The sequence below is a fragment of the Cellulomonas sp. C5510 genome (genome assembly GCF_019797765.1).
GTDB lineage: Bacteria > Actinomycetota > Actinomycetes > Actinomycetales > Cellulomonadaceae > Cellulomonas.
Genome location: NZ_CP081862.1, coordinates 3670452 through 3694203, shown reverse-complemented (window position 1 = coordinate 3694203; position 23752 = coordinate 3670452). Strand labels below are relative to the sequence as shown.

General features: G+C 69.3%; 21 protein-coding genes, 1 tRNA gene and 1 pseudogene. 10 read left to right on the top strand and 13 right to left on the bottom strand.

What is annotated here, in order from left to right; translation table 11 throughout:
- Both K5O09_RS16995 and K5O09_RS16990 read left to right on the top strand, forming a co-directional pair.
- Positions 1 to 630, top strand: coding sequence for a sigma-70 family RNA polymerase sigma factor (locus K5O09_RS16995; protein WP_370635483.1), 630 nt, complete (start codon positions 1 to 3; stop codon positions 628 to 630).
- 408 nt (positions 631 to 1038) lie between these two features.
- Positions 1039 to 1512 (top strand): anti-sigma factor, encoded by a 474-nt coding sequence (locus K5O09_RS16990; RefSeq protein ID WP_255595821.1) that lies wholly within the window; start codon positions 1039 to 1041, stop codon positions 1510 to 1512.
- A gap of 89 nt (positions 1513 to 1601) precedes the next feature.
- Here the strand turns inward: K5O09_RS16990 and K5O09_RS16985 are convergent, their stop codons facing one another.
- The 4 genes from K5O09_RS16985 to K5O09_RS16970 are packed head-to-tail and all read right to left on the bottom strand — an operon-like array spanning position 1602 to position 6571.
- On the bottom strand, positions 1602 to 3005 hold the full coding sequence (locus K5O09_RS16985; protein WP_222170645.1) for an ABC transporter permease: 1404 nt from the start codon (positions 3003 to 3005) through the stop codon (positions 1602 to 1604).
- Entirely contained in the window at positions 3005 to 3724 is a 720-nt protein-coding gene (locus K5O09_RS16980) for an ABC transporter ATP-binding protein (RefSeq protein WP_222170644.1), read from the bottom strand. Before K5O09_RS16980 ends, K5O09_RS16985 begins: the two co-directional genes overlap by 1 nt.
- Positions 3721 to 5490: a hypothetical protein gene (locus K5O09_RS16975; protein WP_255595820.1), complete on the bottom strand. Its 1770-nt coding sequence runs from the start codon at positions 5488 to 5490 to the stop codon at positions 3721 to 3723. Before K5O09_RS16975 ends, K5O09_RS16980 begins: the two co-directional genes overlap by 4 nt.
- A 1-nt stretch (position 5491) precedes the next feature.
- Positions 5492 to 6571: a hypothetical protein gene (locus tag K5O09_RS16970; protein WP_222170643.1), complete on the bottom strand. Its 1080-nt coding sequence runs from the start codon at positions 6569 to 6571 to the stop codon at positions 5492 to 5494.
- A gap of 267 nt (positions 6572 to 6838) precedes the next feature.
- Here K5O09_RS16970 and K5O09_RS16965 point away from each other — a divergent pair.
- Positions 6839 to 6911: transfer RNA gene (locus K5O09_RS16965), tRNA-Arg, on the top strand.
- Here the strand turns inward: K5O09_RS16965 and K5O09_RS19625 are convergent.
- A complete protein-coding gene (locus tag K5O09_RS19625) occupies positions 6870 to 7205 on the bottom strand; it encodes a helix-turn-helix transcriptional regulator (RefSeq protein WP_370635583.1) in 336 nt (111 codons plus the stop codon). The two genes, K5O09_RS16965 and K5O09_RS19625, sit on opposite strands and share 42 nt — an antisense overlap.
- Positions 7206 to 9050: 1845 nt before the next feature.
- Here K5O09_RS19625 and K5O09_RS16955 point away from each other — a divergent pair.
- Genes K5O09_RS16955 through K5O09_RS16945 form a run of 3 tightly spaced genes read left to right on the top strand, consistent with a single transcriptional unit; the run spans position 9051 to position 10416 of the window.
- On the top strand, positions 9051 to 9305 hold the full coding sequence (locus K5O09_RS16955) for a ParA family protein (protein WP_222170642.1): 255 nt from the start codon (positions 9051 to 9053) through the stop codon (positions 9303 to 9305).
- Positions 9263 to 9964: a ParA family protein gene (locus K5O09_RS16950; RefSeq protein WP_255596406.1), complete on the top strand. Its 702-nt coding sequence runs from the start codon at positions 9263 to 9265 to the stop codon at positions 9962 to 9964. The genes K5O09_RS16955 and K5O09_RS16950 overlap by 43 nt, the downstream gene beginning before the upstream one ends.
- Complete coding sequence (locus K5O09_RS16945) at positions 9961 to 10416, top strand: hypothetical protein (RefSeq protein ID WP_222170640.1); 456 nt, start codon at positions 9961 to 9963, stop codon at positions 10414 to 10416. The genes K5O09_RS16950 and K5O09_RS16945 overlap by 4 nt, the downstream gene beginning before the upstream one ends.
- Positions 10417 to 10766: 350 nt before the next feature.
- Here K5O09_RS16945 and K5O09_RS16940 read toward each other — a convergent pair whose 3' ends face one another.
- From K5O09_RS16940 to K5O09_RS16930, 3 genes are all read right to left on the bottom strand, one after another.
- Positions 10767 to 12353, bottom strand: coding sequence for a hypothetical protein (locus K5O09_RS16940; protein ID WP_222170639.1), 1587 nt, complete (start codon positions 12351 to 12353; stop codon positions 10767 to 10769).
- Positions 12354 to 12866: 513 nt separating this feature from the next.
- Positions 12867 to 13391 (bottom strand): DUF1643 domain-containing protein, encoded by a 525-nt coding sequence (locus tag K5O09_RS19620; RefSeq protein WP_370635482.1) that lies wholly within the window; start codon positions 13389 to 13391, stop codon positions 12867 to 12869.
- Between the two features lie 2 nt (positions 13392 to 13393).
- Positions 13394 to 14719, bottom strand: coding sequence for a DNA methyltransferase (locus K5O09_RS16930; protein WP_222170637.1), 1326 nt, complete (start codon positions 14717 to 14719; stop codon positions 13394 to 13396).
- A 203-nt stretch (positions 14720 to 14922) separates the two neighbouring features.
- On the opposite strand from K5O09_RS16930, the gene K5O09_RS16925 reads away from it, so the two are divergent.
- Positions 14923 to 17562 carry a sensor histidine kinase gene (locus K5O09_RS16925; RefSeq protein WP_222170636.1) on the top strand — a complete coding sequence of 880 codons (2640 nt, stop codon included), beginning with the start codon at positions 14923 to 14925 and terminating at the stop codon, positions 17560 to 17562.
- A 10-nt stretch (positions 17563 to 17572) separates the two neighbouring features.
- Positions 17573 to 19339 carry a hypothetical protein gene (locus tag K5O09_RS16920; protein ID WP_222170635.1) on the top strand — a complete coding sequence of 589 codons (1767 nt, stop codon included), beginning with the start codon at positions 17573 to 17575 and terminating at the stop codon, positions 19337 to 19339.
- Between the two features lie 13 nt (positions 19340 to 19352).
- On the opposite strand, the gene K5O09_RS16915 is transcribed toward K5O09_RS16920, so the two are convergent.
- From K5O09_RS16915 to K5O09_RS19615, 5 genes and pseudogenes are all read right to left on the bottom strand, one after another.
- Positions 19353 to 20515 (bottom strand): IS3 family transposase gene (locus K5O09_RS16915; protein ID WP_222170634.1). Its coding sequence is split into 2 segments (ribosomal slippage): positions 19353 to 20234 and positions 20237 to 20515, totalling 1161 coding nucleotides; the frame shifts between segments, so codons are not numbered across the junction.
- Positions 20516 to 20691: 176 nt separating this feature from the next.
- Positions 20692 to 21207: a hypothetical protein gene (locus tag K5O09_RS16910; RefSeq protein ID WP_222170633.1), complete on the bottom strand. Its 516-nt coding sequence runs from the start codon at positions 21205 to 21207 to the stop codon at positions 20692 to 20694.
- Between the two features lie 116 nt (positions 21208 to 21323).
- Positions 21324 to 21488, bottom strand: a complete 165-nt coding sequence (locus K5O09_RS16905; RefSeq protein ID WP_222170632.1) for a hypothetical protein — start codon at positions 21486 to 21488, stop codon at positions 21324 to 21326.
- Between the two features lie 202 nt (positions 21489 to 21690).
- A complete protein-coding gene (locus tag K5O09_RS19325) occupies positions 21691 to 21963 on the bottom strand; it encodes a hypothetical protein (protein WP_255595819.1) in 273 nt (90 codons plus the stop codon).
- Positions 21964 to 22395: 432 nt separating this feature from the next.
- Positions 22396 to 22623 (bottom strand): annotated as a pseudogene (locus K5O09_RS19615) (IS3 family transposase); the annotation flags it as partial.
- A gap of 65 nt (positions 22624 to 22688) precedes the next feature.
- On the opposite strand from K5O09_RS19615, the gene K5O09_RS16895 reads away from it, so the two are divergent.
- Together K5O09_RS16895 and K5O09_RS16890 are read left to right on the top strand one after the other, a co-directional pair.
- Positions 22689 to 23267 carry a hypothetical protein gene (locus K5O09_RS16895; RefSeq protein ID WP_222170630.1) on the top strand — a complete coding sequence of 193 codons (579 nt, stop codon included), beginning with the start codon at positions 22689 to 22691 and terminating at the stop codon, positions 23265 to 23267.
- Positions 23264 to 23515: a hypothetical protein gene (locus K5O09_RS16890; RefSeq protein WP_222170629.1), complete on the top strand. Its 252-nt coding sequence runs from the start codon at positions 23264 to 23266 to the stop codon at positions 23513 to 23515. The genes K5O09_RS16895 and K5O09_RS16890 overlap by 4 nt, the downstream gene beginning before the upstream one ends.
- Positions 23516 to 23752: the final 237 nt, after the last annotated feature.

Here is a 23752-nt window from a genome sequence, read left to right as displayed (position 1 = left end):
GTGACCACCCCCGACGACGCCGTCCAGCGGAAGGCGAGGAGGCCCGCCCTGACCAGCTCCCCGGCGTCGCCGGTGCACCCGCCGTCCGACTGGGACGACGACGACGTCGGCCGTGCCTTCGTCGCCGGCGACGAGCGCGCCCTGGCGGAGGCGTACCGGCGCTGGTCGGCGCTCGTCCACACGCTCGCGCTCCGCGCGCTGGCGTCCACCGCGGACGCCGAGGACGTCACGCAGCACGTCTTCGTCTCCGCGTGGCGGGGGCGCGGGGGCTTCGACCCGCGGCGCGGCCCGCTCCGCGCGTGGCTCACCGGGATCACCCGCAACGCCGTCGCCGACGCCCTGGGCCGGCGCAGCCGCGACGTCCGGGACCTGCGGGCGGTCGCCGCGACCGCCGACCGCGGCACCGCCCCCGACGTCGCCGCCGTCGCCGACCGCATCGTGGTCGCGGACGAGCTGCACCGTCTCGGCGAGCCCCAGCGCACGATCCTCGCTCTGGCGTTCTACCAGGACCTCACGCACGACCAGATCGCCCGGCGGCTCGACCTGCCGCTGGGCACGGTGAAGAGCCACATCAGGCGTAGCCTGCTGCGGCTGCGCGACCGGTTGGAGGTGGACGGTGCGGCACACTGACCCCGACCTGCTGGCGCTCGCCGCCCTCGGCGAGCCGCTGGACGCCGCCGACCGCGCGCACCTCGGCGGGTGCCCGGACTGCGCGCGCGAGCTCGCCGCGCTGTCCGCGGCCGCCGCCGTCGGGCGCTCCGCCCGCGACGACGCCCCCGTGCCCGCACCGGCCGGCGTGTGGGAGCGGGTGCGGGAGGAGCTGGGGCTCGACCCGGGCCTGGACGCGGTGGCCGGCGCCGGGCGTCGCGCCGAGGTGGCCCCCGGCGCCGACGTGGCCCTCGACGCCGACGTGGCCCTCGGCGTCGACGTGGCTCCCGGCGTCGACGTGGGCTCCGGCGCCGACGTGGCTGCCGGCGCCCACCTGCCCCCGGGGTCGACGCGGGACCCGCAGCCGCCGTCGGACCGCACGCCGAGGCGGTGCCCGGCGCGGCCGTCGTCCCGCTGCCCCGGCGCCGCGCCCGCCGCGCCCTGCTGGCCGTGGCCGCCGCCGGGCTGGTCGTCGGTGGGACCGCGGGCGGGCTCGTCGTCGCGGGCCTGCAGCGCGGCGACCAGGAGCAGGTCGTCGCCCGGACGGTGCTCGACGCCCTCCCCGGCTGGGCGGCGAGCGGCGACGCCGTCGTCGAGGAGGACCTCGAGGGGCGGCGCACCCTGGTCGTGCGGCTCGAGGGCGGCGAGGCCGACGGGTTCCGCGAGGTGTGGCTGCTCGACCGTGACGTGACCGGGTTGGTCAGCCTGGGGCTGCTCGACGGCGACGAGGGCCGGTTCGCGATCCCCGCCGGCCTGGACCTCGGGCGGTACCCGGTGGTGGACGTGTCCGCCGAGCCGGACGACGGCGACCCCGCGCACTCCGGGGACAGCATCCTGCGCGGGGAGCTCACCGCACCGGCGTGACGGCCCCGGCGTGGTGGCGCCGGCGTGACGGCGGGGGCGTGCCGTCCGGGGCGTCGCGGTGCCGCCGTGGGCGGCGCGGTCGGGGTGGGTCAGACCCCGCCGCGCAGCGCCGTCACGGGTTCGACGGACGCGGCCTTCAGCGCGGGGTAGATGCCCGCGACGAGCCCGATGACACCGCCGCCCGCAGCGGACGCGAGCACCACCGCGGTGTCGAGGATCGGCGTCCACGACTGCGCGGCGGACACCACGACGACGACGGCCACGCCGAGCGCCGCCCCGATGAGCCCGCCCAGCAGGCCGACGGCGACCGACTCGAGCATGAACTGCAGGCCGATGTCCCGCCGCCGCGCGCCGAGCGCCCGGCGCAGGCCGATCTCCCCGACGCGCTCCATGACGGACAGCAGCGTCACGTTGGCGATCCCGAGGCCGCCGATGAGCAGCGCGACGCCGCCGAGCGCCAGGAAGATGGTGTTGACGTCGGCCTGCACCGACTCGCGCACCCGGGAGCCGCTGGACGGCACCTGCATGCTGACCGTCTCGGGTGCGTTCGGGTCGAGCGCGACGGGCACCTGCTCACCGACCACCGGCCCGGCGCCGACGGCGATGCGCAGGTGCAGCTCCTCCGGCGCCCGGAGCCCGAAGTCCGCGCGGGCGGTGCCGAGCGGCAGCACCACGGCCTCGAGCAGGTCGCTGCGGCGCTTCACGCCGTCGACGATGCCGATCACCGTGTACGAGCGGTCCCCGATGAACACCGACGGCTGGCGGTCCACCCGGGAGACGCCGAGCCGCTGGGCGGCGCGCGACCCGAGCACGACCACGCGGTCGGCACGGGCGTCGTGGCCCGCGTCGAAGAACCGGCCGGTCACGACCTCGCCGCGGATCGCGTCCAGCAGCCCGCCCGAGGCGGCGAGCACCGGCGGCGACACCGGCTCGGGCTGGCTGGGGTCGTTGACCGGGACCGCGGTCACGGTGGCGTCCCCGGTGTCGACGGACGCGACGAGACCCGCCGCCGTCACGCCGTTGAGGCGCTCGGCACGCGCGTCGCCGTCCCAGGGCAGGGCGGCGGTGGCCCGCTGCGACCCGTCGGCGGTGCGGGTGGTGCTCGCGGTGGCCATGGCCTGCGTCGCGGCGACGGCGTCGAACTGCTTGGCGATCTGCCCGGCGGCGGTCTGCGCGAGGCCGATCGTCACGACCACCGACGCGATGCCGAGCACCGTGCCGAGGATCGTGAGGAACAGGCGGCCCGGCCGGGCGTCGATGCCCGCGGCCGCCTCGGTCACCAGGTCGCGGATCCCGAACCGGTCGGAGCGCGGCGGGCGGGTGCGGCCTGCCGGGACGCCGGTGGCCTCGTCGCCGTCCGGGCGGGCGTCGGCGTCGAGCAGCAGCAGGTCGGTGGCCGCGCCGCCGGCGCCCGCGGCGGGACCCGCCGCGGAGCCGTCCCCCGGGGTGGCCGGGGGCGTCGCGGCGCGGCGGCGGAAGCGGGGGCGGGCCATCAGGCGATCTCGCTCAGCCGGCCGTCGGCGATCCGCACGCGGCGCTGCGCGCGGGCGGACACCGCGGCGTCGTGCGTGATGACCACCAGGGTGAGCCCGTCGGCGTGCAGCTCGTCGAACAGGTCGAGCACCCCCGCCGAGTTCTGGGTGTCGAGGTTGCCGGTCGGCTCGTCGGCCAGCAGCACGTGCGGCGACGTCACGACGGCCCGCGCGACGGCGACGCGCTGGCGCTCGCCGCCGGACAGCACCGGCGGCCGGAACCCGAGCCGGTGCCCGAGGTGCACGCGGTCGAGCGCCGCCAGCGCCCGCTGCCGACGCTCGGCCCGCGGGACCCCGCTGTACAGGGTGGCGAGCAGGACGTTGTCGAGCACCGTGCGGTGCGGGAGCAGGTGGAACGCCTGGAACACGAACCCGATCCGGCCGCCGCGCAGCGCCGAGCGCTGCGCCTCCGAGGCGGTGCGGGTGGACACCCCGTCCAGCAGGTACTCGCCGGACGTCGGGCGGTCGAGCAGCCCCAGCAGGTTGAGCAGGGTGGACTTGCCGGACCCGGACGGGCCGACGACCGACACGTAGTCGCCCGCGTCGATCCGCAGGTCGCTGGGGTGCAGCGCGTGCACCGGCGGCTCGCCCGGGAACACGCGGGCCACCTGCCGCAGCTCGACCACCGGCCGCGCCGGCGCTGCGTCCGCGCCGGGGGCCCGGACGTCGAGGGCCGTCACGCGTCCGACCCGGCGGTCGGGTCCGCCGTCGGGTCGTCCTGCTCGCCCGACGACCCGATCACCACGAGGTCGCCCTCGGCGAGGTCGCGGTCGACCCCGGTGACCTCGACGTAGCCGCCGGCCGCCAGGCCGGTCTCGACCTCGACCAGCACGGTCGTGCCGTCGTCGCCCATCAGCTCGACGCGGGACTCCCCGCCCGGGCCGGCGGTCAGTGCCGCGAGCGGCACCGCCAGCACCGCGCCGCCCGTCGACGACACGGGGATGGTCACCCGCACGTTGCTGCCCTGCAGCTCGGCGACCTGCTCCGGGGTGAGGTCGCCGGGGGTGAGCACGACCGTCGTGCGGCCCGCGCTGCTCCCACTGCCCGACCCGCCGCCGTCGCCGCTCTGGTCGTCGCCGGACCCGCCGGACCCGCCGGAGGAGTCGTCGGTCCGCAGCTCGGTCACCGTGACGGGCACCTCCAGGTCGCCCGCCACCACCGTGCCGGTCGCGCCGACCTCCAGCAGCGCGGCGTCCGCCTTCGCGGCGCTCGCGACGACCTCCAGCTCGGCGCCGGACACGCTCATGACCGTGCCGTCGACGGTCCCGCCGCGCTGCACGGACACGGCGTCCACGCGGCGGGGGAGGGTCTCCAGGTAGACGACCTCGCTGGCGGGCAGGACCGTGATGACGGCCTCCTGCGCCTCGGTCAGCGCCTTCTGCGCGTCGGCCAGCGACTGCCGCGCCGACGTCAGGGACGCCTTCTCCCCGGAGGTGTCGGGAGCGGCGTCGAGCTGTGCCCGGCGTGCAGCGGCCACGCCGACGGCGTCCTCCGCGTCCGCGACGGCGTTGCGGGCCTGCAGCAGCCCGGCGGAGCTGCAGTCGACCTCCGGCGAGGGCGTCGGCGCCCCGCAGGCGGCCTCGCGGTCCGCGAGCGTCGCGCGGGCCACGTCCCGCGCCCGCTCCGCCTGCCGGACGTCCGCGTCGGCCTGCGCGACGTCGCCCGCCGCGGTGCCGCCGCGGCCCGCCGCCGCCAGGGCGTTCTCCGCGGCCGTGACCTCGGCCTGCGCGGAGCGGACGCCCTGCTCGGCGGCGCCGAGCGCCTCCGCCTCCTCGTCCGACGGTGCCGGGGCCGCGTAGCCGGCGCGCTGGTACAGCGCCTCGACGCCGCGGGCCGTCGCCGCGTCGTACGCGTCCGAGGCGGGGTCGCCCGCGTCGATGCCCAGCTGGCCGAGCGCTTGCTTGAGCTGCACCACGTCCGGCCCGGAGACGCCGACGCGCAGCGTGCGGTACGTCGGCAGGCCGCCCGGCAGCACGATGACGGGGCGGCCCGCGATCTCCAGGGCGACGGAGCCCGCGTCGAACGTCGCGCCGACCTCCGGGACCTGCCCGGTGACGACCGCGCGCTCCCCGAGGTCCGAGGTCTCGACCCGCACCTCCGCGGCGTCGTCGAACACCACGTCGCCGCGGATCGTCACGTCGTTGCTCAGCTCGCGGCTCTCCACCGGGACGGTGATCGGCCCCGCGGGCGGCGGCGCCGTGCGGGCGGCCGCGTCGGCCGGGTTGATGATGAGGCGGCTGAGCCCCAGGCCCGCGGCCAGGCTCACGACCGCGACGGCCCCCAGCACCGGCAGCGTGCGGTTGCCGCCGCGCCACCACCGCCCGAACGCGCCGCCGCGCCCCGACCCGCCCGCACCGTCACCGGCGCCGTCGCCCGCCCCGCCGTCGCCCGGCGGCTCCGGGAACGCCGGCACCGCGAGGTCCGTGCCCGGCTGCCCCGCCGTCACGTCAGGCGTCCCGGGCCGCGGTCGCGGCCTCGGCCCACGCCTCGAGCTCGTCCGCGTGCTCGTCGACGAACTGCTGCTGGAGGTCGTGGTCGATCGTCATCGCCTCCTCCTGGAAGTTCGTCGTGTCCTGGCAGTCGAAGTCGGCGACCGCCATCGCGATCTCCTTCTCCGTGAACGCCTTCACCGCGGCCTCGTCGGGCTCCGGCGCGGGCGGGCCGTCCGGGTCCGCCTCCCAGTCCCAGGACTCCACCTGCTCCTGGTACTCGGGGTCCTCCCAGCCCTGCAGCTCGTTCCACTCGTCGTACAGCGGCTGCTGCGACTCGTAGGCGTTCGTCATGCCGTCGTAGCCGGCGTCCGCCATGCACGAGCCCCACTTCGCGTGCAGGTCCGCCATCCGCGGGTTCGCCTGCACCGACTCGTAGAACGTCGAGAGCTCGTCCTCGAGCGCTGCGAACTCGTCGAGCGCGACGCCGCCCTCGTAGACCTCGTGCTGCGCGGCGCCGTAGCACCCGCCCTGCGTCCAGTCGTACTCCTGCGGCTCCTCGCCCTCCACGTAGTCCTGCGGCGGGCCCCACAGCGCCTCGTTGTACGCCTCGGCCTCCGACTCCGACATCGACTCGACGTAGTCCTGGTTCGGGTCGACGTACTCCTGGCCGTCGTCCACCGGGACGTCCTCGTTGCCCCACGGGTCGGTGCTGATGCCGTAGCCGTACTGCTCCGCGAACTCGCGGGTGCCCCACTCGACGTCCAGGTCGTCGCTCGCGACCACCGTGCCCGAGTTGCCCACGTTCGGCTGGTAGTCGAAGCCCTGCTCCTGCATGCAGGACGCCACGAGCTCCTCGACGCGGCGGTTCTGCTCGTCGGCCTCCGCCTGCATCTGCTCCTGGCTCTGCTCGTCGCCGTCGAGCGAGTAGCCGTAGATGCGCGACTGGTACTCGTCCAGCGGCCCCGGCTCCCACTCGAACGCCGACGACCCGCCGCCCTTGCCGCCGTTCCCCCCGCCGCCGGAGCAGCCCGCCAGCAGCAGAGCCGCGGCGCTCACGGTCACGAGCGCGAGACGCGTGCGAGTCGGTCGGGTCATCGTGTCCCCCTGGTGTCGGAGCGGTGACCGGAGCCGGCCGGGGCCGGGCGTCCAGTGGCCGCGGCGTCCGCCCGCCGCGACCTGCATCGACACCCTAAGCGGCGCCCCGGTGGCGGTGTGGGCGTTCTGGGTGTCCAATCTGCGCCCGCTGTGTGGCCGGACGGTGGGGGTGACGGTGCCCGACACGGGTGGTCGGCGGCGGGGTCCGGACGCCGGTTTGGGCCAGGGGCGGGGGACCTGTATCCTCGTCTGCGGCCCTCGGGCCAGGCGCCCGTAGCTCAATGGATAGAGCATCTGACTACGGATCAGAAGGTTGGGGGTTCGAGTCCCTCCGGGCGCACAGCGCAGCATCAGCAGTCGAACCCCCGTCCGGGTCCCCCGGGCGGGGGTTCTCTGCTTCCCCGGTCGCGAGCCAGGTGTAGGGCACACCGGTGCGGAGCGCCCACTGCTTCACGAACGCGGCACGAGGCGGTGTGCCACGGTCAGCCATCCATCGGCTCAGGCTGTTGCGTGCCATGCCAAGTTCGTCAGCCATCTCCTGGACCGAGATCCCGGCCTGACGCAGTGCCATCTGGAGCCGCCAGCCGAGGGTGAGGGGCGGAATGCTGCCCGCCTGTCCGGGCGCGTGCTCCATGCTCATGTATCGATGATCCCCGACAAGACCTCGGTCAGTCAAGGTGCCGTCGGCGTTTAGGCACGCTTGATGTGTCATGGTGCAATGTGCAACGGTGAGCGCGTGATCCTCGTACCGGCCAACGCCGCCTCAGGTGCTCGGTCCCACGAACCGTGTGGTGCGCCATGACGATTCTCACGATGGTGTGGGCGCTGAAGAGAGCCCCCGTCCCTGCCAACGACCCGGTCGCGCACCTCGTGCTCACCGCCTACGCCGACCACGCTAGCGACGACGGCACCGCCGCGTGGCCCTCCGTCGCAACCGTGGCCAGCTACGCGCGATGCACTCCCCGGACCGTGCACACCAAGCTCCGCCTGCTCCTCGAGCACGGCCTCATGCGACCCGGTGACCAACAGCTCGTGGACCACCTACCGGCGAACCGCCGGCCCGTCGTCTACGACCTCGTCATGGACTGCACGCCGGAGCCGGCGGGAGCCGAGAAGGACCTCGATCCCTGCGAAGCCGCAGGTCAGGCTGGGGTGAAATTCCTTCACCCCAGAACGGGCGCCGTAGAGCCCGTTGCTGTGGATGACTCCCGCTCTGGGGTGAAGCAGGGTTCACCCCAGAGCAGCGAGTCTCTGGATAACCGACCCGCTGGGGTGAAGCCAGTTTCACCCCACCCTGTGGATCAGCCCGATTCTGGGATGAAGCATGTTTCACCCCAGAAGGAGGTCTGGGGTGAACGAGAGCGCACTTCTGGGGTGAAGCTGTCTTCAGACAAACCACCCCTAGAACCACCCATGAAAGCCCAGGGGTTACCCCAGTCGGGAACTTCACCTGCGGTTATCCACAGCCGAACCACGACCGGAGAGCGCACCGACCGGTGCCACGCCCACCAGGCCGCCCAGATCCCGCCGCCCTGCCGCGACTGCGCCGACACGCGACGAGCCAACGACGCCGACCCGCCCACGACGCCGGCCGAAGGCCCGCACGGCGACCCGCAGCCCCACCGCTGCGCGCTATGCCGCCGGGGCCTCCTACCCGGGCTCGCCCCCTGGGACGCCGAACGTCCGATCCCCCAATCACGCCCCCCCAGCCGCCTGAGCCCAACCCTCGCAGCCCAAACTCCAGGCCGAAGCCGCCGGCCCGACTAGGAGGAGCACCATGGAATCCACCGCTCGCATCCTCGCGGCCCTCGACCTCGCCGCCTCGATCATTCGCGACGCCGACCGCGCCCGCACCGAGATCGCCTCGATCGAGATCTCACCCCACTACGCCAGCGCGGACCTCGCCGCACTTGCGGGCGTCGCAGCGGCCACCGCCCCGGCGCAGCACACCCCGTCTCGACCCTGTCGTCACCGTCCAACTCGCCCACAGCAGCGCGCGAAGGCCAGCCGACGAAGCGATCAACTTCCTCCAGTCACTCGGCCTCGACGGCCGGAACACCGTCATCGACGGCATGCACACCTGGACGGTCCAACAGGGCATCCCTCTCGGGATCCTCTAGCACGGCGAACCGAACCCTCACCGCTGCGTGCTCTGCCGGCGCAGGTATCTGCCTCGGGTAGCGCCGTGCGGCGCGGCACCTCGACTCGCCCAACCTCGTGCCCCGCCCGAGCCGCCCCAGTGGCGCCACCGACAAGCCGTCTTCGGGTCAACTGCCGACACCCGAGAAATCCTAGGGCGCCTACCTACACACAGTCCGCTCGACCTCCTAACTCACCTAGGTTCGCCACTCAATCACCGCTACCTGCTGCACCTAGTTGCACAGGTATCCGCGACATCCGCGTAGACCTAGTGGCACCACCAAACCGATCGATCCTCGGTTCCCTCGACTTGCAAGTTCTCCTAGGAAAGGCAGATCCCATGGAAAACCTCACCGATCCCGTCGCTCGCGATCGCGTGATAGCGGTCATCAACGGCAAGGGATGCGTCGGCAAGACGACCGTGACCGCGAACGTCGCCGGTCTGCTCGCGCAGTCCGACTACCGAGTCCTCGCCATCGACCTCGACACCCAAGGCAACCTCGGCCTGGACCTCGGCTACGCCGACACCCAGGACGACGACGGGGGAAGAGCCTGGCCGCCGCCCTCCTGTTCGGCAGCGACGTCAAGCTGCTGAACGACGTCCGCAGGAACCTCGACGTGATCGTCGGTGGAGATGCTCTACATGCCGCCTCCGCGGCCCTCGCCGCCTCCAAGGGCCGCACCGATCCACGCCTCGCGCTAGCTCGAGTCCTCGCACCACTCGCCGGGGACTACGACATGGTGCTGATCGACTGCCCGCCCGGAAACGAAGCCCTCCAGTCCGCAGCGATCACCGCCGCACGATGGGCCCTCGTACCGTCCAAGGCCGATGAGGGAACCGCCCGAGGACTGACCGAGATTGCCCGCAGGCTCGACCAGGTCATCGACGTCAACCCCGACCTAGACCTGCTCGGCGTCGTCCTGTTCGACGTCGAGAACCAGGCAACGAACGTGCGAGAGAACGCCAGACGCATGATCGCCGAGGTGATCGGCACCCGCGCGGCTATCTTCGACGCGGTGATCCGGCACTCCAGCTCCGTCGCGCAACAGGCTCGAGGACGTGGCCTGCTCGTGCACGAACTCGACGAGGCCGCCCGCAGGCAGCCGGAGTGGTGGCAGATCCGCAGGGGAGTGGTCGCAGCAGGTGAGCTCGTGACCCGCACCGCCGCCAGTGTCGCGGACGACCTTCACGCCCTAACCACTCAACTCGTGACGCGCCTCAACGATCGCGAGAACCAGGAGGCCTCCGCATGAACCAGCCCGCACCCGACCGCAGCATCACCGGTCTGCAGCGCCGCCGACCCGGCGCGGCCGGACTCATCCGCGGACAGCGCTCCGAGCCGCAGCATGCCGCGCGGGCCGAGGCGGCAGCTGTGACCCGTCAACTGGAGTCAGACGAGGGCGCCTGGCCGGCGATGACGTCAGCGAAAGCGCAGAGCGATGCCCAGCGCCCGCGACGCAACGCCGCTATCAAGGCCAGCAAGGGCCAGGTGAACGTCGAGATCGCGACAGACGTCCGCGACCAAGCCCGCGCTGCGTTCCGAGCGGCCGCCTACTTCGAAGGCGTGCCCACCTTCGCCCAGTTCGTCGAGAACGCAATCCGGCACGAGAACGAGCGCGTGCAGCGCGAACACAACAGCGGGCTCCCGTTCGAGCCCATCTCCGAGAACCTTCCCGCCGGGCGCCCCGTCGGAGGCTCGCGGTGAGCGGGCGTGAGCTGGCGCTCACGCGCCGGCCGCGGAGGCGCTCGATGCTATAGGTGTCCGCGTCAGGGAGTTCGCGCTGTACCGCTGGGCTGACGGCGTCTGGTGCGGCTACACCTGCGGGTGCCCGTACGACCGCTGCGCCGATTCCCACCACCCAACCAAGGCCGAGTGCTGCGAGGCCGAGCACGGACTTCGAGGAACGCCAGTGCGAAGCGAGGAAGGCCGCAGGGCACACGATCCGGCCAGTGAACAGCTCTGCCGCCGGGGCCCGACGGCCAGATCTGACGGACGTCCCCGGCCGGGGTCCTCGACGCTCGTCACGACGCAGAAGTCGACAAGTGGTACGCGCCTTAGTAGTGCAGCCCGACGTGGTCGACGACGATCCGGCCGTTCTCCGGATCGAACGCGAAGTAGATCCGGCCACACTCGTGCGGCGGAACGCCGTCGTTGACCTTTACGTGAGGGGTGCGGTCGTGCTTCTCGCCCTCGAACGTGAAGGTACGGAACGACCTAGGCATCTTGTCGTCTTGGAGCGACACCTTCAGGTCGTAGTTCTCACGGATCCACTTGTCGACGTGCCCGATCGTCCGATCGGTGCCGTCGTTGAGGTCCCAGGCGACCTGCGCCAGTTTCACCAAGGCCGTCCGCATGTCCACGGGCGTGGGGTATCGATCGGCCTTTTTCCATGCCGTCCGCGCCGCGTCGGTGAACACAAGTCGACCCTCAGTTGCCTTTTCGAGGTGGCTCGCGAGTGCGTCGAAGGTCTCGGCGTCGCCGGTGACGAGAGCCGGGGTATCGTCGAGGCTTGCGTCGGTGTTCTCGTCAATCAGTGCAGCTCCGGCGTAGTGCTGGGCGATCTGCAGTTGTTCGGCCGTCGCCTTCCAGCGAGCCGCCTCGCTTGCGAGCCCACGGGCGCGGGCATCGCTGTCCGCCCAGGCCTCCATGGCGTCGTTCAGGTCGCTGCGGAGCTGGTCTCGCTCTTGGTTGAGCGCCTCGATGATCGCCGTCAAGTTGCCGGACTCGACCGCCGCGGCAGTACGCGCGGCGGCCAACTCGGAACGCGAGACGCGACCAGCTTCTCGGACGGCCCGGTAGAGCTCGTCCGACCCGCGCGTCAGCACGGACAAGGGAGCGACTTGACGCATGGTTGTTGCCCTGAGTGTGTCCACCTCGCGGGCATTGACGATCTCCTCGCCGACCACCGTCGCAGGCAGATCCAGATCTGACCACACCAGCAGACCGCCTGCGTAGGGCACGCGCGCCCGCGGCTCGTGCGCCAGAAGGTGGCGGGCGGTCGGCAGGTCCACGGTCACAACGCGAACCAGGCCAACCAGGCCGGCGGCAGCCCTGCGTGCGGACTGATGTCCTTGCCTGGTGCGGGCATGCACCAAGAGCACGGGAAGGCGATGCTGCACCCGCAGCACGTCGGCGACGAGGGCGGCCGCGTCTGCGCCCCGCGCCTGGAGGAACTTGCCGTCGACGATCTGTCCGCCGCTCGAGACTCGCAGGCTCGGGTGGTTCACAAGGTCGGCGAGGATGTGGGGTTGACGCACCTGTGGATCGGCGACAGGACTCAGGCCGGCGGCGTCAACCTCGCGCGCCATGCCGAGGCGAAGTCGCAGGCTGCCGTTGAGCAGACCGACACTCACGCGCGCGGTGAAGTGACTGCCGTCCCTGCCGATCGTCACGACATCCAAGCGGGTGACCCAGTTGCCGAGAGGTGAGCGCAGATGGGTCCACTCGGCGTACTTGCGTAGCGCGCCGTGGGTCGCGCGCAGGTCCCGCCGCCCGTCATTCAGGAGGTCCGAGGCATTGAGCACCGAGTTGGCCGCGCTCACCCACGCGCTCAGAGCATCGAGTGTGGTCTCGACTGCCGCATCTATGTTGACCGCGGGTGCGGGCTCGATGACAAAGTCCGTAACGTAGAGGATCTGCACGCTGCCCCCAAAGTCCGTGTCCGCTTGTTAGGCGCAACCTAGCGCCGAACCTGCGTCCCGGGATTGTGCTTCAGCCAAGTAGGCCTAGCGCAAGGTACGTCGCCGCCCTGCTCGACCAGGCCAGTACCCCGGGTACCGCTGTAGCCGCGCGGTCGTGCTCCGCGCCGCGATCGCGCAGAACGTAGGCGCGCACACCGGGCGGTGCCTACCTGGAGGACACCGCCGCCGGGTACCGGAGCGCCCATTCTGGGCTCAGGCCACGCCCGGCGGCGGCCGGCGACGGGGCGCGACGAGCCGTCTCCGGCCACGGCGCTCGAGCTCCAGCCCACTGACTGGTCGCGCATCCCCTCAGCCCGCCGACACGCGCTCCCTGTCGAGGCGGTCCACCGAGCGGGTCCGAGACCCGGGGGACACCAGACGGCTCCCGACTACGCGGTCCGGCTCGGCGCCGTGCCCTGGGGTGGCTCAGTTGCAGGGCGGTTACGCCGAGCGGCGGGGGCTAGGAGCCATGAGTCAGCTGGCCCAGACTCGATCGTCCACTGGGACAGGCTGGATCACCTCTGTGAGACGCGTCCGAAACGAGCCCCCGGAGGTCCGGCCGTGTCGATCGCTCACGAACTGATGCCACCTGGACGGGTGGCGGGCCGAACCCACCTGCCAGACCGGAAGCGACGGCCGGCTTTGCAGTTCTGCGGACAACCACCGCAACTGGTCGGCAAGATGGAGGCGGGCGGGGCCGCTGACCGGGATGCCCCCGAAGCCGACAAGGACGCCGTCCGCGTGAGCAAGCGCTTCATTGACCAGCGATCGAGCCAAAATCCACCCGCCCATCTCCCTACCGAGCGTGAGGATGTCGCGGGAAGAGGGACTAGGGTACGCGAAGATGTTCGTGATCCTTACGCGGTCGAAAAGCAGGACAGCGGCGGCCACATCGACCTGGCGCTCTGTTCGTGTTCCTCTTCGATCGGAGGGGTTCGCGAGGACCGCCACAAGTGTCCGATCCGCCCGATCCGTGGCACGAGAGGGGCCCAGAAGCACGCTCAGGCTGTGCCCGCCGTCTTCTGCACAACGAGCACTGTCTCACGGATCATTGTCTCGCCGGCTGCGTTGCGGTTGGCCATCCTCTTGCGCGTGGGGAGAAGTCGCTCGACGCGGGTTACGTATGTATGGCCGGAAGCTTCCAGAATTTCCCTCGTGAACTGGACCAGCGGGACGTCAGCGCCGCTGACGCGTCGCTCACCGAGGGTAAAGAAGCAGAAACCCCCGGTCCGGACCCGTGTGGACGCATGTCGTAGCGCCGCCCGGTAGTCGTCCACGAAGGTGACGACCTTCTGGGTCGTTTCGCTCAACTCGGCGCGACCCTCCAGCCACGTCCGCAAGCTCGGGACCTCATCAGCCAGGTACGTTGGAAGAGGGCGAGGAACGTGTCGGCGACCGCCGAGGCTGACGGTGTCCAGGCGGGTGGGAATCTCGATTAGCGACGGTTCGAAGTCGCCGACGAGGTCGATCGGATCAATCCACTGGAGAGGCAGGTATGAGTACTGCCCATACGGGACAGTGGTGTGGTTGTCCCCATACGGCGGAGAAGTCATGAGTGCGTCTGCGAGAGGGGTGCCTGCGGGGAGGGGATCATTGACGCTCGCGCGGATCAGCGTGGGAGACCCCAACATGCCGGCGGCTAGGAGCTCGTGGATTCGAATTCGCTCGACATTCGTGGTGAGCACCGCCTCGAACTGCGCCAGAGGGTCGGGGGTACGGCCGGCGAGATCCTCCGCGCTGTAGAGGTGGAGTTTGAAAGTGGAGGGTCGAGAGTTCGACACGAACCGGACCGTCTCAGCCAGACACACCCACAGAAAGCGCCGAACCTGCTGGTCCGCCTCTTGCTGGATCCCGGCGCGTAGCCGTGTGAGGCCCAACGAAACGTCTTCCGTGAACCACTTGTCGCGGAACTTGAAGTCGAAGGGTCGCGTTCGACGCGATGCCCTCGCCCGCTTCGTCACTCGGGAACCGCTCGCCTCCGCCACGTCGCTCGCGGGAGGCGCTGCCTTCACTGTGCTTAGTAGGACTGCCATCGGGTTGATGTCTGTGCCGATGAAGTCCAGACCGAGGTAGAGCGACTCCAAGAGCACCGTACCGGAGCCCATGAAGGGGTCGTATACCGTCTTAACGTCCGGATCGGACGCGCGAAGGTCCTCGAGCAACGCACGCTGCAACTCCGGGACCATCATGGCCGGGTACTGGAAGTAGCCGTGGCCGCCGCTCCGTCCGAACACGCCAGCGAAGTCCCAGAACGCAGGGTCGTCCGTTGAGCGTGCGGCGATGCACTGGGCAAGGTTCGCCGGAGACGCGGCGGTCGTGACAGTCACCGGCGCTCCCACTCTGACGGTCGTGTAGACCGTACCCTAGCCCGCCGCCGGGCCCCGTCTGGCGTGACGCTCCGATGAGACGCGTGACACGGGGCATGGCGAGCGGGTCTTGCAGCGAGCACATGACCCTTCCGACTCGCGATCGCGGATCCTGCGCCTCACTCAGACCGAGACAGCCGCTAGTGTGAGCGACCATGGGTGTCATGCGCGAGAACACCGGCGATGATCAGGTGTTCGCGCTGTCAGTTCATCCATCGGTGGTGTTCAAGCTCGGTGAGGACCTCATCACCGACGACGTCCAAGCTCTAACCGAGTTGATGAAGAACGCGTACGACGCAGACTCCATGAGTGTCAGCGTCCGCATCGACACCAACGTCTGGACCAAGTTGCGCAGCGGCGAAATCCTCGAGCCCACCGCTGCGCGCAAGCTCCTCGCCGAGCGGGAACAACTCCTTGGTCGGATAGAACGCCTCGAGGAACTGCTGGACGAGAACAGCCCGCCCACCGACCGCGACGAGTTGCTCGAAGAGATCCTGGTCCTTCAGGCGCGCCTCGCGGCGGTGGACGAACCGGTGCGCGGGATCATCGAGGTCTCTGACCGCGGCACGGGCATGACGGTCGAGGACATCCGTCGCGGTTGGCTGACCGTGTCCGCGAGCCCCAAACGTCAGATGAAGGCAGAGGGAAAGGTCACCGCGACGCACCGAAGGACCCCGCTCGGCGACAAGGGTCTCGGCCGGTTGGGCGCCCAACGATTGGGTCGGGTCCTCGATCTGCGCACACGCACCGCCAACGATACCGATAGTCTTCACGCGACCCTGTTCTGGGACGACTTCACGGATGTTGACGCGCTGTCGGACGTACCCATTCGTATCCGCCGTTTCGAGGAGACGGGCGCGCCGGGTTCACGGATCACCATTCGCGGACTGCATCACCCAGAACATTGGGACGAATCTCGCCCGCTCTTTCAGCGCGACATTGCCGAGATGATATCGCCATACGGTGATGAACACGGCTTCCGGATCACGATGCGGGTCAACGGAATCCCCGTAGACCTCCGCGAAGTAACCGATCAGGCACTCGCAATCTCTCCCGTCAGCTATGAGCTGTCATACCGTGACGGGATCCTGAAAGTCATCGGGAAGATGAGGGCCGAGTACCTAAAGCCCGATCGAAACCCTGAAGGCGCGGCAGACTGGAACGAGTTTATCGCGGCCGACAATGGTGCGGCCTTCCTCGCATGGTTCAAAGCGAACCGCAAGCCGAAGTCGGAGCGACTGCGGCTCAGTGACGGTGACGACCTGCATCTGTGCGGCTTCGAGTCGTCGACTCGGCTCGACGACATGCCCAAGGTGGCGTTGAACCCAGACGGGTCACCTGCTGACCCCGGGCCATTCGACGGTCGCGTTGACATGATCGCTAGGCGCACTGCAAGGGAGATGTTCGAAGGCGGTAAGGACTACGAAAAATGGGTTGAGGCCGTCACGGGAGTCAGGCTCTACAGGGATCGATTCGGGATCCGGATGCGTGACGACTGGCTCCGCCTCGGGGCGCAATGGACGACTGGAAGCTCTTACTACACGCTGCGTCCCGACAACGTCGTGGGCTACATCAACCTGACCGCGCAGCATAATGCGGCCTTGGAAGAGACGAGCAATCGGGAAGAGTTCCTCGACCTGCCCGCCTATCGCAATTTCCAGCAACTTCTCGCCGAATGGCAGTCGCTCTCTGAGCTCTTTCAGTCCGCGGTTCGTCGCGGGTACAATGAGTATGTCAAGGAACTGAAGCAAGACCGCAACGGGATATCCCCGCGTTCGTCATCGAAGGAGTTGGCCCGGGACATTGCTTCCCAGTTCGATAAGGCGCAGGAAGTCAACGCGCGCGCAAACTCCGCGCGAGACTCGATCCGCCGAGCTCAAGCGGTAGTCGAAGATTTCGAAGCACAACGAGACGCGCTTGGCAAGTCCTACCTTGTGACGCCAGAACTCATTGCTGCGAATAGTCACCTTGCAAGCGAACTGCGACGCACGATGGGCGATCTGGAATCCCGACTCGACCTTGTGCAGCGCGCGTCAGCGGAGATTGCGGATCGACGGGAGGTCGTGGAACTTCTCCTCGAACGCCTGGTTGATGCTGAGAGACAGGTTCAGGAAGTGTGGGAGGTCGTTTCCCTCGGAATGACTGCCGAAGCCGTCTCGCACGAGGTCCTCAATGTCACAGACAGGCTGCGGGAGCGCAGCCGGCAAATCGCCAGGTACAACGACGCGGAGGTCCACAACCCACGCTTCGGGGAGTACGTGGAGCAGGTCAAGGCCGCCGCCCAGTCAATGCACAAACAGGTGTCTCACCTCGATTCCTCCATGCGCTACGTGCGTGACCGGCGCGAACAGGTCAACGTCGGAGACGCCGCGAAGCAGTCCGCGGAGTACTTCAACGCTCGTTGGCATGCCCAGCGGCTTGCGATGGTCGTCACCGTCGAGGAGACCCTCGCTGTCAAGATCAGTCGAGGCAAGCTCGCGCAGGTCATCGACAACCTGGTTCTGAACAGTGAGTTCTGGGTGCTCGAGGCGTTGCGACGAGGGTGGATCGACGTCGGCGAGGTCCGGCTGAGGGTCGACCGGCACGGGTTCACAGTTGAGGACAACGGACCCGGCGTAGATGCCTCCGTAGAGGAATTGCTGTTTGATCCCTTTGTGACCCGAAAGCCATCACGCCGCGGCCGGGGGTTGGGATTGTTCGTTGTCCGCCAGCTACTCGAGTCCGAAGGCTTTGCTATCTCCCTGGACCCCACACGAAACTCTCGCGGCAATCGATACAGATTCCGCGTGGACCTTCGCAGTTAGGAATGCGGTAGTGACGATCGAGGCACCTGATTCCCGGATCAAGGGGGCTATCACCGCGCTGCTCGACCAACTCGATATTACACGTATCGTGGTCGTGGACGATGATCTCGACGAGTCCGGAGATCAAAGCAGTCTGCTCCAGGTGAAGTCGCACTTCGCCGCGATGCGCCCGCAACTCTCGAGACTTGCGGAGACTTATGGTGTGGACGACTTGGTCGAAGATTTGCGGAATGCGTCAGAGTTTGGCGAGGAGATTCGCGACGACATCGACCTTCTTTGGGGACGTTTGTCGGATGAGGAGAAGCTCATCCTTGCAGCACTGATCCCTGACTCGGGTCACGAGTCCGACAACCTCGCCGCCCTCGATGCGATAAGGCCCTTTCTACCCGCTCGGATCAGTTACGAGCCGATGTCGGTGAGTAGATGGAAAGCGACATGTGAGGACCTGTTTCAAGAGGGGCATCCCCACACGCTCGTGTTCTTCGACCGCCAGTTGTCTGAGGCCCTCGGAGGGAGGCGGGGCGGCGACCTGCTCGTTCAGCAGCTTCATTCAAAGGACCGCGTGGGTGTGTACTGCGGCCTCCTCACGCAGGACGCGTCAGACCTGGCAGAAGAGACTCGAATCTCGGAAGAGCTTCGAAGTCTTGTCGATGCCGCAGTACCAGCGATCGGCAAGTATCGAATTCGAACGCCCGAGGCTTTCGTGCAGGGCCTCCAGTTCTTTCTGCATATCACCGAGCTTGCGCGGGTGAAGAAGCATACGGAGAAAGCTCTTGTTGCTGCGTTTGAGAGTACCAAGTCTTTCTTGGACGGCATCGGGTACTACGTGATTCTGGCGTCTGCCGCAAGTGCGCACGACGAAGGGGTGTTCGAAGGCGACGGCTTGCTGAGACTTGCGCGCTCGCATTTTCGCCGGGGTACCGAGAGACTCTTGGCCGCTGACCCTCCCGCAAGGGAGCTTCAGCTCTTGCGGAAGGCAACGGGCGCGGCCATTTCCGAAGTTCTCCCTTCCTCCCCAGACGCTCGTCTCCTAGAGTGGGGCGACCGCTTTGACTCTGGCGAAGACTTGAGGAACAGCAAGAGTCCTACCGAGGTTGGCGATATCTACGAGCTCACGGGCCGCGATGGCACGAAGACTCATGTGATTCTCCTGGCTCAGGCTTGCGACCTCGTTGTCCGGAAAGCGGGTGAGCGTGCCAACGCTCCGGCTGTGTTTACACTCGCGCAACTTGAGGAAATTGACTCGCCAGCGGAGACGGAAAGTGGTCGCCTCTTGCCGGTGGGTCGTCTCGTGCATGATAGCGATGCGTCCGTGGCGGCCAACCTTGCGAAACGGGTCTACCTGCCGCCTCAGGTTCTCGACGCGTGTGTCATCTCCGACGACGGACTGTCTCGATTTCCCTTGTCGATGTCCCACCCTGGCGCCCTGACGGCTGGATGGGTAAAGCGTCCCGCAAAGTTGCAAAACTGGGCGAAGGGTAGGGTGGCGGAAGCGAGGAAGCTCATTGACCTGCTTCCTTCAGCCAAGGAGTTCCCTGAGCGGGATCAGGTCGCCCAGCGTCTGTACGAGGCGGCGTTCGGTCCGAGTTTCGTGGAGGGGAGTATCTCGTTGACCGTGGACCGTGCGGGGGCGGTTGTCGTCGGTGTGAGGCGCGTGAGCCGGCTGGTGGAGTCGCACGCGAAAGCGCTGCTGGTTCAGTTTTCGCAGTACCAGTCCCGGCCCGACGTGCCAGCTCGAATCATGCGCCACGGCAAGCGGGGTCTGCTGCACGAATAGGTGACAGGTGGTCTCAGGCGGCGAGTGCGACCTGAGTGGTCATGATCGTCTCGTACTCGATGGGTGTCAGGCGGCCGAGTCGGACCTGGCGTCGGCGGCGGTGGTAGGTCCGCTCGATCCAGGTGATGATCGCGAGGCGTAGCTCGTGGCGGGTGGCCCAGCGGCGTCGGTCCAGGACGTTCTTCTGCAGCAGGGAGAAGAACGACTCCATGGCGGCGTTGTCGCCGGCGGAGGCGACCTGGCCCATCGACCCGACCAGGTCGTGGCGGCGAAGCTCGGCAAGGAACTTCCGGGACCGAAACTGGCTGCCGCGATCGGAGTGGACCGTGCATCCGGCGACGTCGCCGCCGCGGCGGGCGAGCGCCGAAGCCAGGGCGTCGACCGCGAGGCGGGACTTCATGCGGTCGCTGATCGAGTACCCCACGATCCGGTTGGAGTACACGTCCTTGATCGCGCAAAGGTAGAGCTTGCCCTCGGCGGTGTGATGCTCGGTGATGTCGGTCAGCCACAGCTCGTTCGGCGCGGCGGCGGTGAAGTCGCGGCGCACGAGGTCATCGTGAGCCGGCGGTCCGGGCCGCTTGCCGTTCTTGCCGCGCTTCTTGCCGAACACCGACCACCACCGGTTGTCCCGGCAGACCCGCCAGACCGTGCGGTCGCACGCCTGGTGGCCGGCCTCGCGGCCCTCGTCGCCGAGGAGCCGGTGGCCGAACTCGGGGTCGTCGCGGTGGGCGTCGAACAGCGCGTTCGCCAGGCGCGCCTGCTCGAGGTCGCGGTCGGTGAACGGGGCCGCGAGCCACCGGTAGTAGGGCTGTCTTGCGAGCTTCAGGACCCGGCACGTCACCGCGACGGGGATACCGTCCACAGCGAGCTCACGCACGAGCGGGTACATCATTTTCCCGGCAGATGCGCCTGCGAGAGGTAGGCCGTCGCCCGCCGCAGGACCTCGACCTCCTGCTCCAGCAGCCGGTTACGGCGACGCAGGTCACGTAGCTCGGCCGACTCCGACGCCGTCGCCCCGGGCCGGTTGCCGTCCTCGACGTCCGCGGCCTGGAGCCAGTTCCGCAGGCACGACTCGGAGATCCCGAAGTCGTGGGCGATCTGCTTGATCGGAGCGTCCCCGCGGCGAGCCACGGCCACGACATCGTCGCGGAACTCCTTCGGATGGGGTCTGGGCACGTTCGACATCCTCTCAGCGGCGCCTCCCGGCACCACAGATCAGGTGTCACCTACTCGTGCAGCAGACCCCAACTCGTTGTCGCGTCCCACTGAGGCCGGTATCGGATCTGGCCTCTGTCCGATGCGGTCCGCCCAGGTGAGCAGACGCCGTGCCCGGGCGCGGGTTCCCCACGGCTCTAGAGGTAGGTGCGCAGCCCCCGCACATCCTCGGGGCGCCACACCACAACGTCGAGTCCGTCGTCGGCACGCAGCCGATCGACCGCCTCACGGGTGGCAGCGATGCCCGCCCAGTGCACATCGACATCGCACACGACGCACCACCCTCGGTCGTCCGGCCACACCAGGGCTGGAGGGTGGTCGGACTCGGTCCCCAGCAGGCGCTCCCAGTCGCCGATGTCCTCGAGTCGCCCGTGAAGCACCGCGTACTCCCGGCTCGCGAGCGTCAGGAGCGGACCTCGCGAGAGAGCGGGTGGCAGGCGGACGTCTGAGTAGCCGTCCCAGACACAGAAGTACACCGACTCGGGCGTGCTCGTGAAGGTGGCGAGCGAGAGCAGCGCCCGGCGCATCTTGCCGATGTCCGACAGGCCCCCTGTCCCGGCGACCGCCTCGGACTCGAGCTGGTCCGGCCGGTCGGGGTCCGGGATCAGCCGAAGTCGGGCATAGGCCTCGTAACCCCCTGGGCCAGCGGTCACCAGGAGTTCCTCAGGGACCCCGGACTGGGTGAGCCAGCGGGCCGCTGCCAGATCTCGTGCCCGCTCTACAGCCATGACGGGATGCGTTCGCTACGGCGCAAGGGCCCTCGCCTCACCTAGTTGACCCGGCACGCGATCGTGTCGGCGTCGTACGGCTGCTCACCGGTGTCGATCTGCCCGTCCACGTCGACGTGGTTGCGCCACGTCGTGGTGAGCGTGCTCGAGCAGGTCGCTCGGGCGGTCGAGCGCTTGCCGCGCCCTCCACCAGGACCGACCTGCACTGTCTCGGAGCACGCCTTCTGACGGAAGGACCCACAACAGGGCGGGACCGATCGCCGCCAGTCGCCGCTCCATTCGCCGACCACTCACCACATCGCCTGCTGGATCGTCGCTCTAGAGGACCACTAGACGGTGCTACCGCTGACAGGTCTTGTCAACGCCTTCCTACGAGGAGGAGCTCGTGCCTTCGCTGCCCCCGCCCAACTACTCCCACGTCGACTGAATGCGGTGCGCCGATAGGGCGAAGCAAATCGCCAACACCGCGAACCCGACCGTCCAGTAGGGCGTGAGCAACAAGGCTGTCGATCCAAGCGACGCTGCTGCTGCGAAGAGCAGTGCGACTGCCATCACGGCCGTCCACTTCCGTCGCACGCTTTGCGCGAGCGACTCCGCCCGCGCGGCCCTGGACAGCGCCGTGAACAGCCGGATCCCGGCCACGCTCGCAACCCCGACGATAACAACAAGGCTCAGCTCCACCCTATCTCCCGCAATGTCGGAAATAGCGCATGCTGCGGCTAGTCCAGCGGTGAGGACCGCAGCCGCGTCCAGGTACGCCCAACGCACCCGGGACTCGGTCTCACGTCCGACCCAAGCCTCGGCGAAAGCAGCCACCTCATCGGAAGCAGGCACAGATCGTGCCCGTAGGGAGACTCGCGCGGCGTTCAGCCGCCTCGCTCGCGCGTGAACCGGCATGCCGGTCGACCTCCAGTACCGATCCACCTCCCGAAGGAACTGGTCGACACGATCGCCTGCTGCCAGTGCGAATTCTCTCTGTCCCCCTGAAGCCACAATCTCAGGGTACGGCGCACGGCAGTTGAGCGCGGCCGCTTCGGCGGACGGCGATGAGCCGCCCCGGGGTCCGACGGAGGCTCTGGTCATCTGACACCGACCAGGGCTTCGACAGCGCCCGACCGGGTGGCCGAGGCGGTGCAGGTGCTTCCACATCTTCCGCGCCCCGTAGACCCCGTAGTTCGCGGCGTGCTCGGCAGTGATGACCTCGGTCAGCTCCGCGTCGGCGACCGACCGCGCCGAAGGCGGCCGGCCCTTGGCGGCGTAGTAGGTGCTCGGGGCGACCCGCCCTGTTCGCGGAGTTCGAGGACGACGAGGCCGCGACCCGGGACCTGACCTTCGCCGCACAGAGCGGCCGGTCGCTCGCCCACGCCGCCCAGCAGGCCCGCGACCGGCGCGCCCGGGTCGAGGCGGTGGCGGTCGCCCGCGCCGCCCTGGAGGCCGACGGCGTGAAGGTGGTCACCGCACCCGGGTACTACGACGCCCTGGTCCGGGCTGTCGGTGACCTGCGCGCCAAGGGTCAGCGCGACCCGCTGACCGTCGAGCAGCACGCCACCTGCCCTCGGCACGTCGCGTGGGTCGAGTACGACCCCGAGACGCGCAGCGCGGCGCCGGTGTACGGGTGCAGCGACTACAAGGCCAGCGGGCACCAGCGGTGGACCGACCCGAACACCCCCGCCGCCACGGCGAACGTCCTGCCCGAGGAGGAGCGGGCCGAACGGCGCCAGGTCCGGGAGAACAACGCCGCATGGCGGTCCGCCGAGACGGTGCGCCGCGAGTGGCTGCCGACCCTGGCCGCCCGCAGGACCCCGCCGAAGGGCGCCGCCGAGTTCATCGCCCGCGCCGTGGCGTTCCACGGCGCGCTGCTGCAGGACGCAGCCACCAAGGGCCACGGCCTCGCCGCGCAGATGCTCGGCCACAAGCAGTCGATGGGCGGCGGGCAGTACATCGCCGGGATGCTGGACAAGGCCAGCACCCCCGCTCCCAGGTGATCGCCCTGGTCGTCGTGCTCGCCGCGATCGAGCAGAACACCGGCGTGCACACCTGGCGGCACGCCCACCCTGTGGACGCCGCCGCCCGCTACCTGATCACCCTTGAGCGCTGGTGCGGCCACCGTGGCCAGCAGACCGAGGCACGCTCCCGATCTTCACGGCGATCGACCGATCCCGGGAACGACGTCGTTCCATCTCCCTCAGCAGCCCCTGCGGGGCTTCTCGTCGGCCCGGTGACCGGCTACTGAGAAGACCCCCGTGGGCAGGGGGACCGAGCGCGGCGGCAGCCAGGGCGTTCCGTCGTCGGCCCGGGGCCGTGCCGACGACAGGGGTGGGCGGCTCGGGTTCTGCCGTGCCCGCAGGTGCTCCCCGCCGGGCCCACTCAGCCGCGCTGCCGACGTGGGGTGGACGCCTCCACTCATCTCCGCGCCCCGACCCCTCAATTCCGCCTGCTGACCACTTACTCGCGCCGGGCCCCCGCGGCT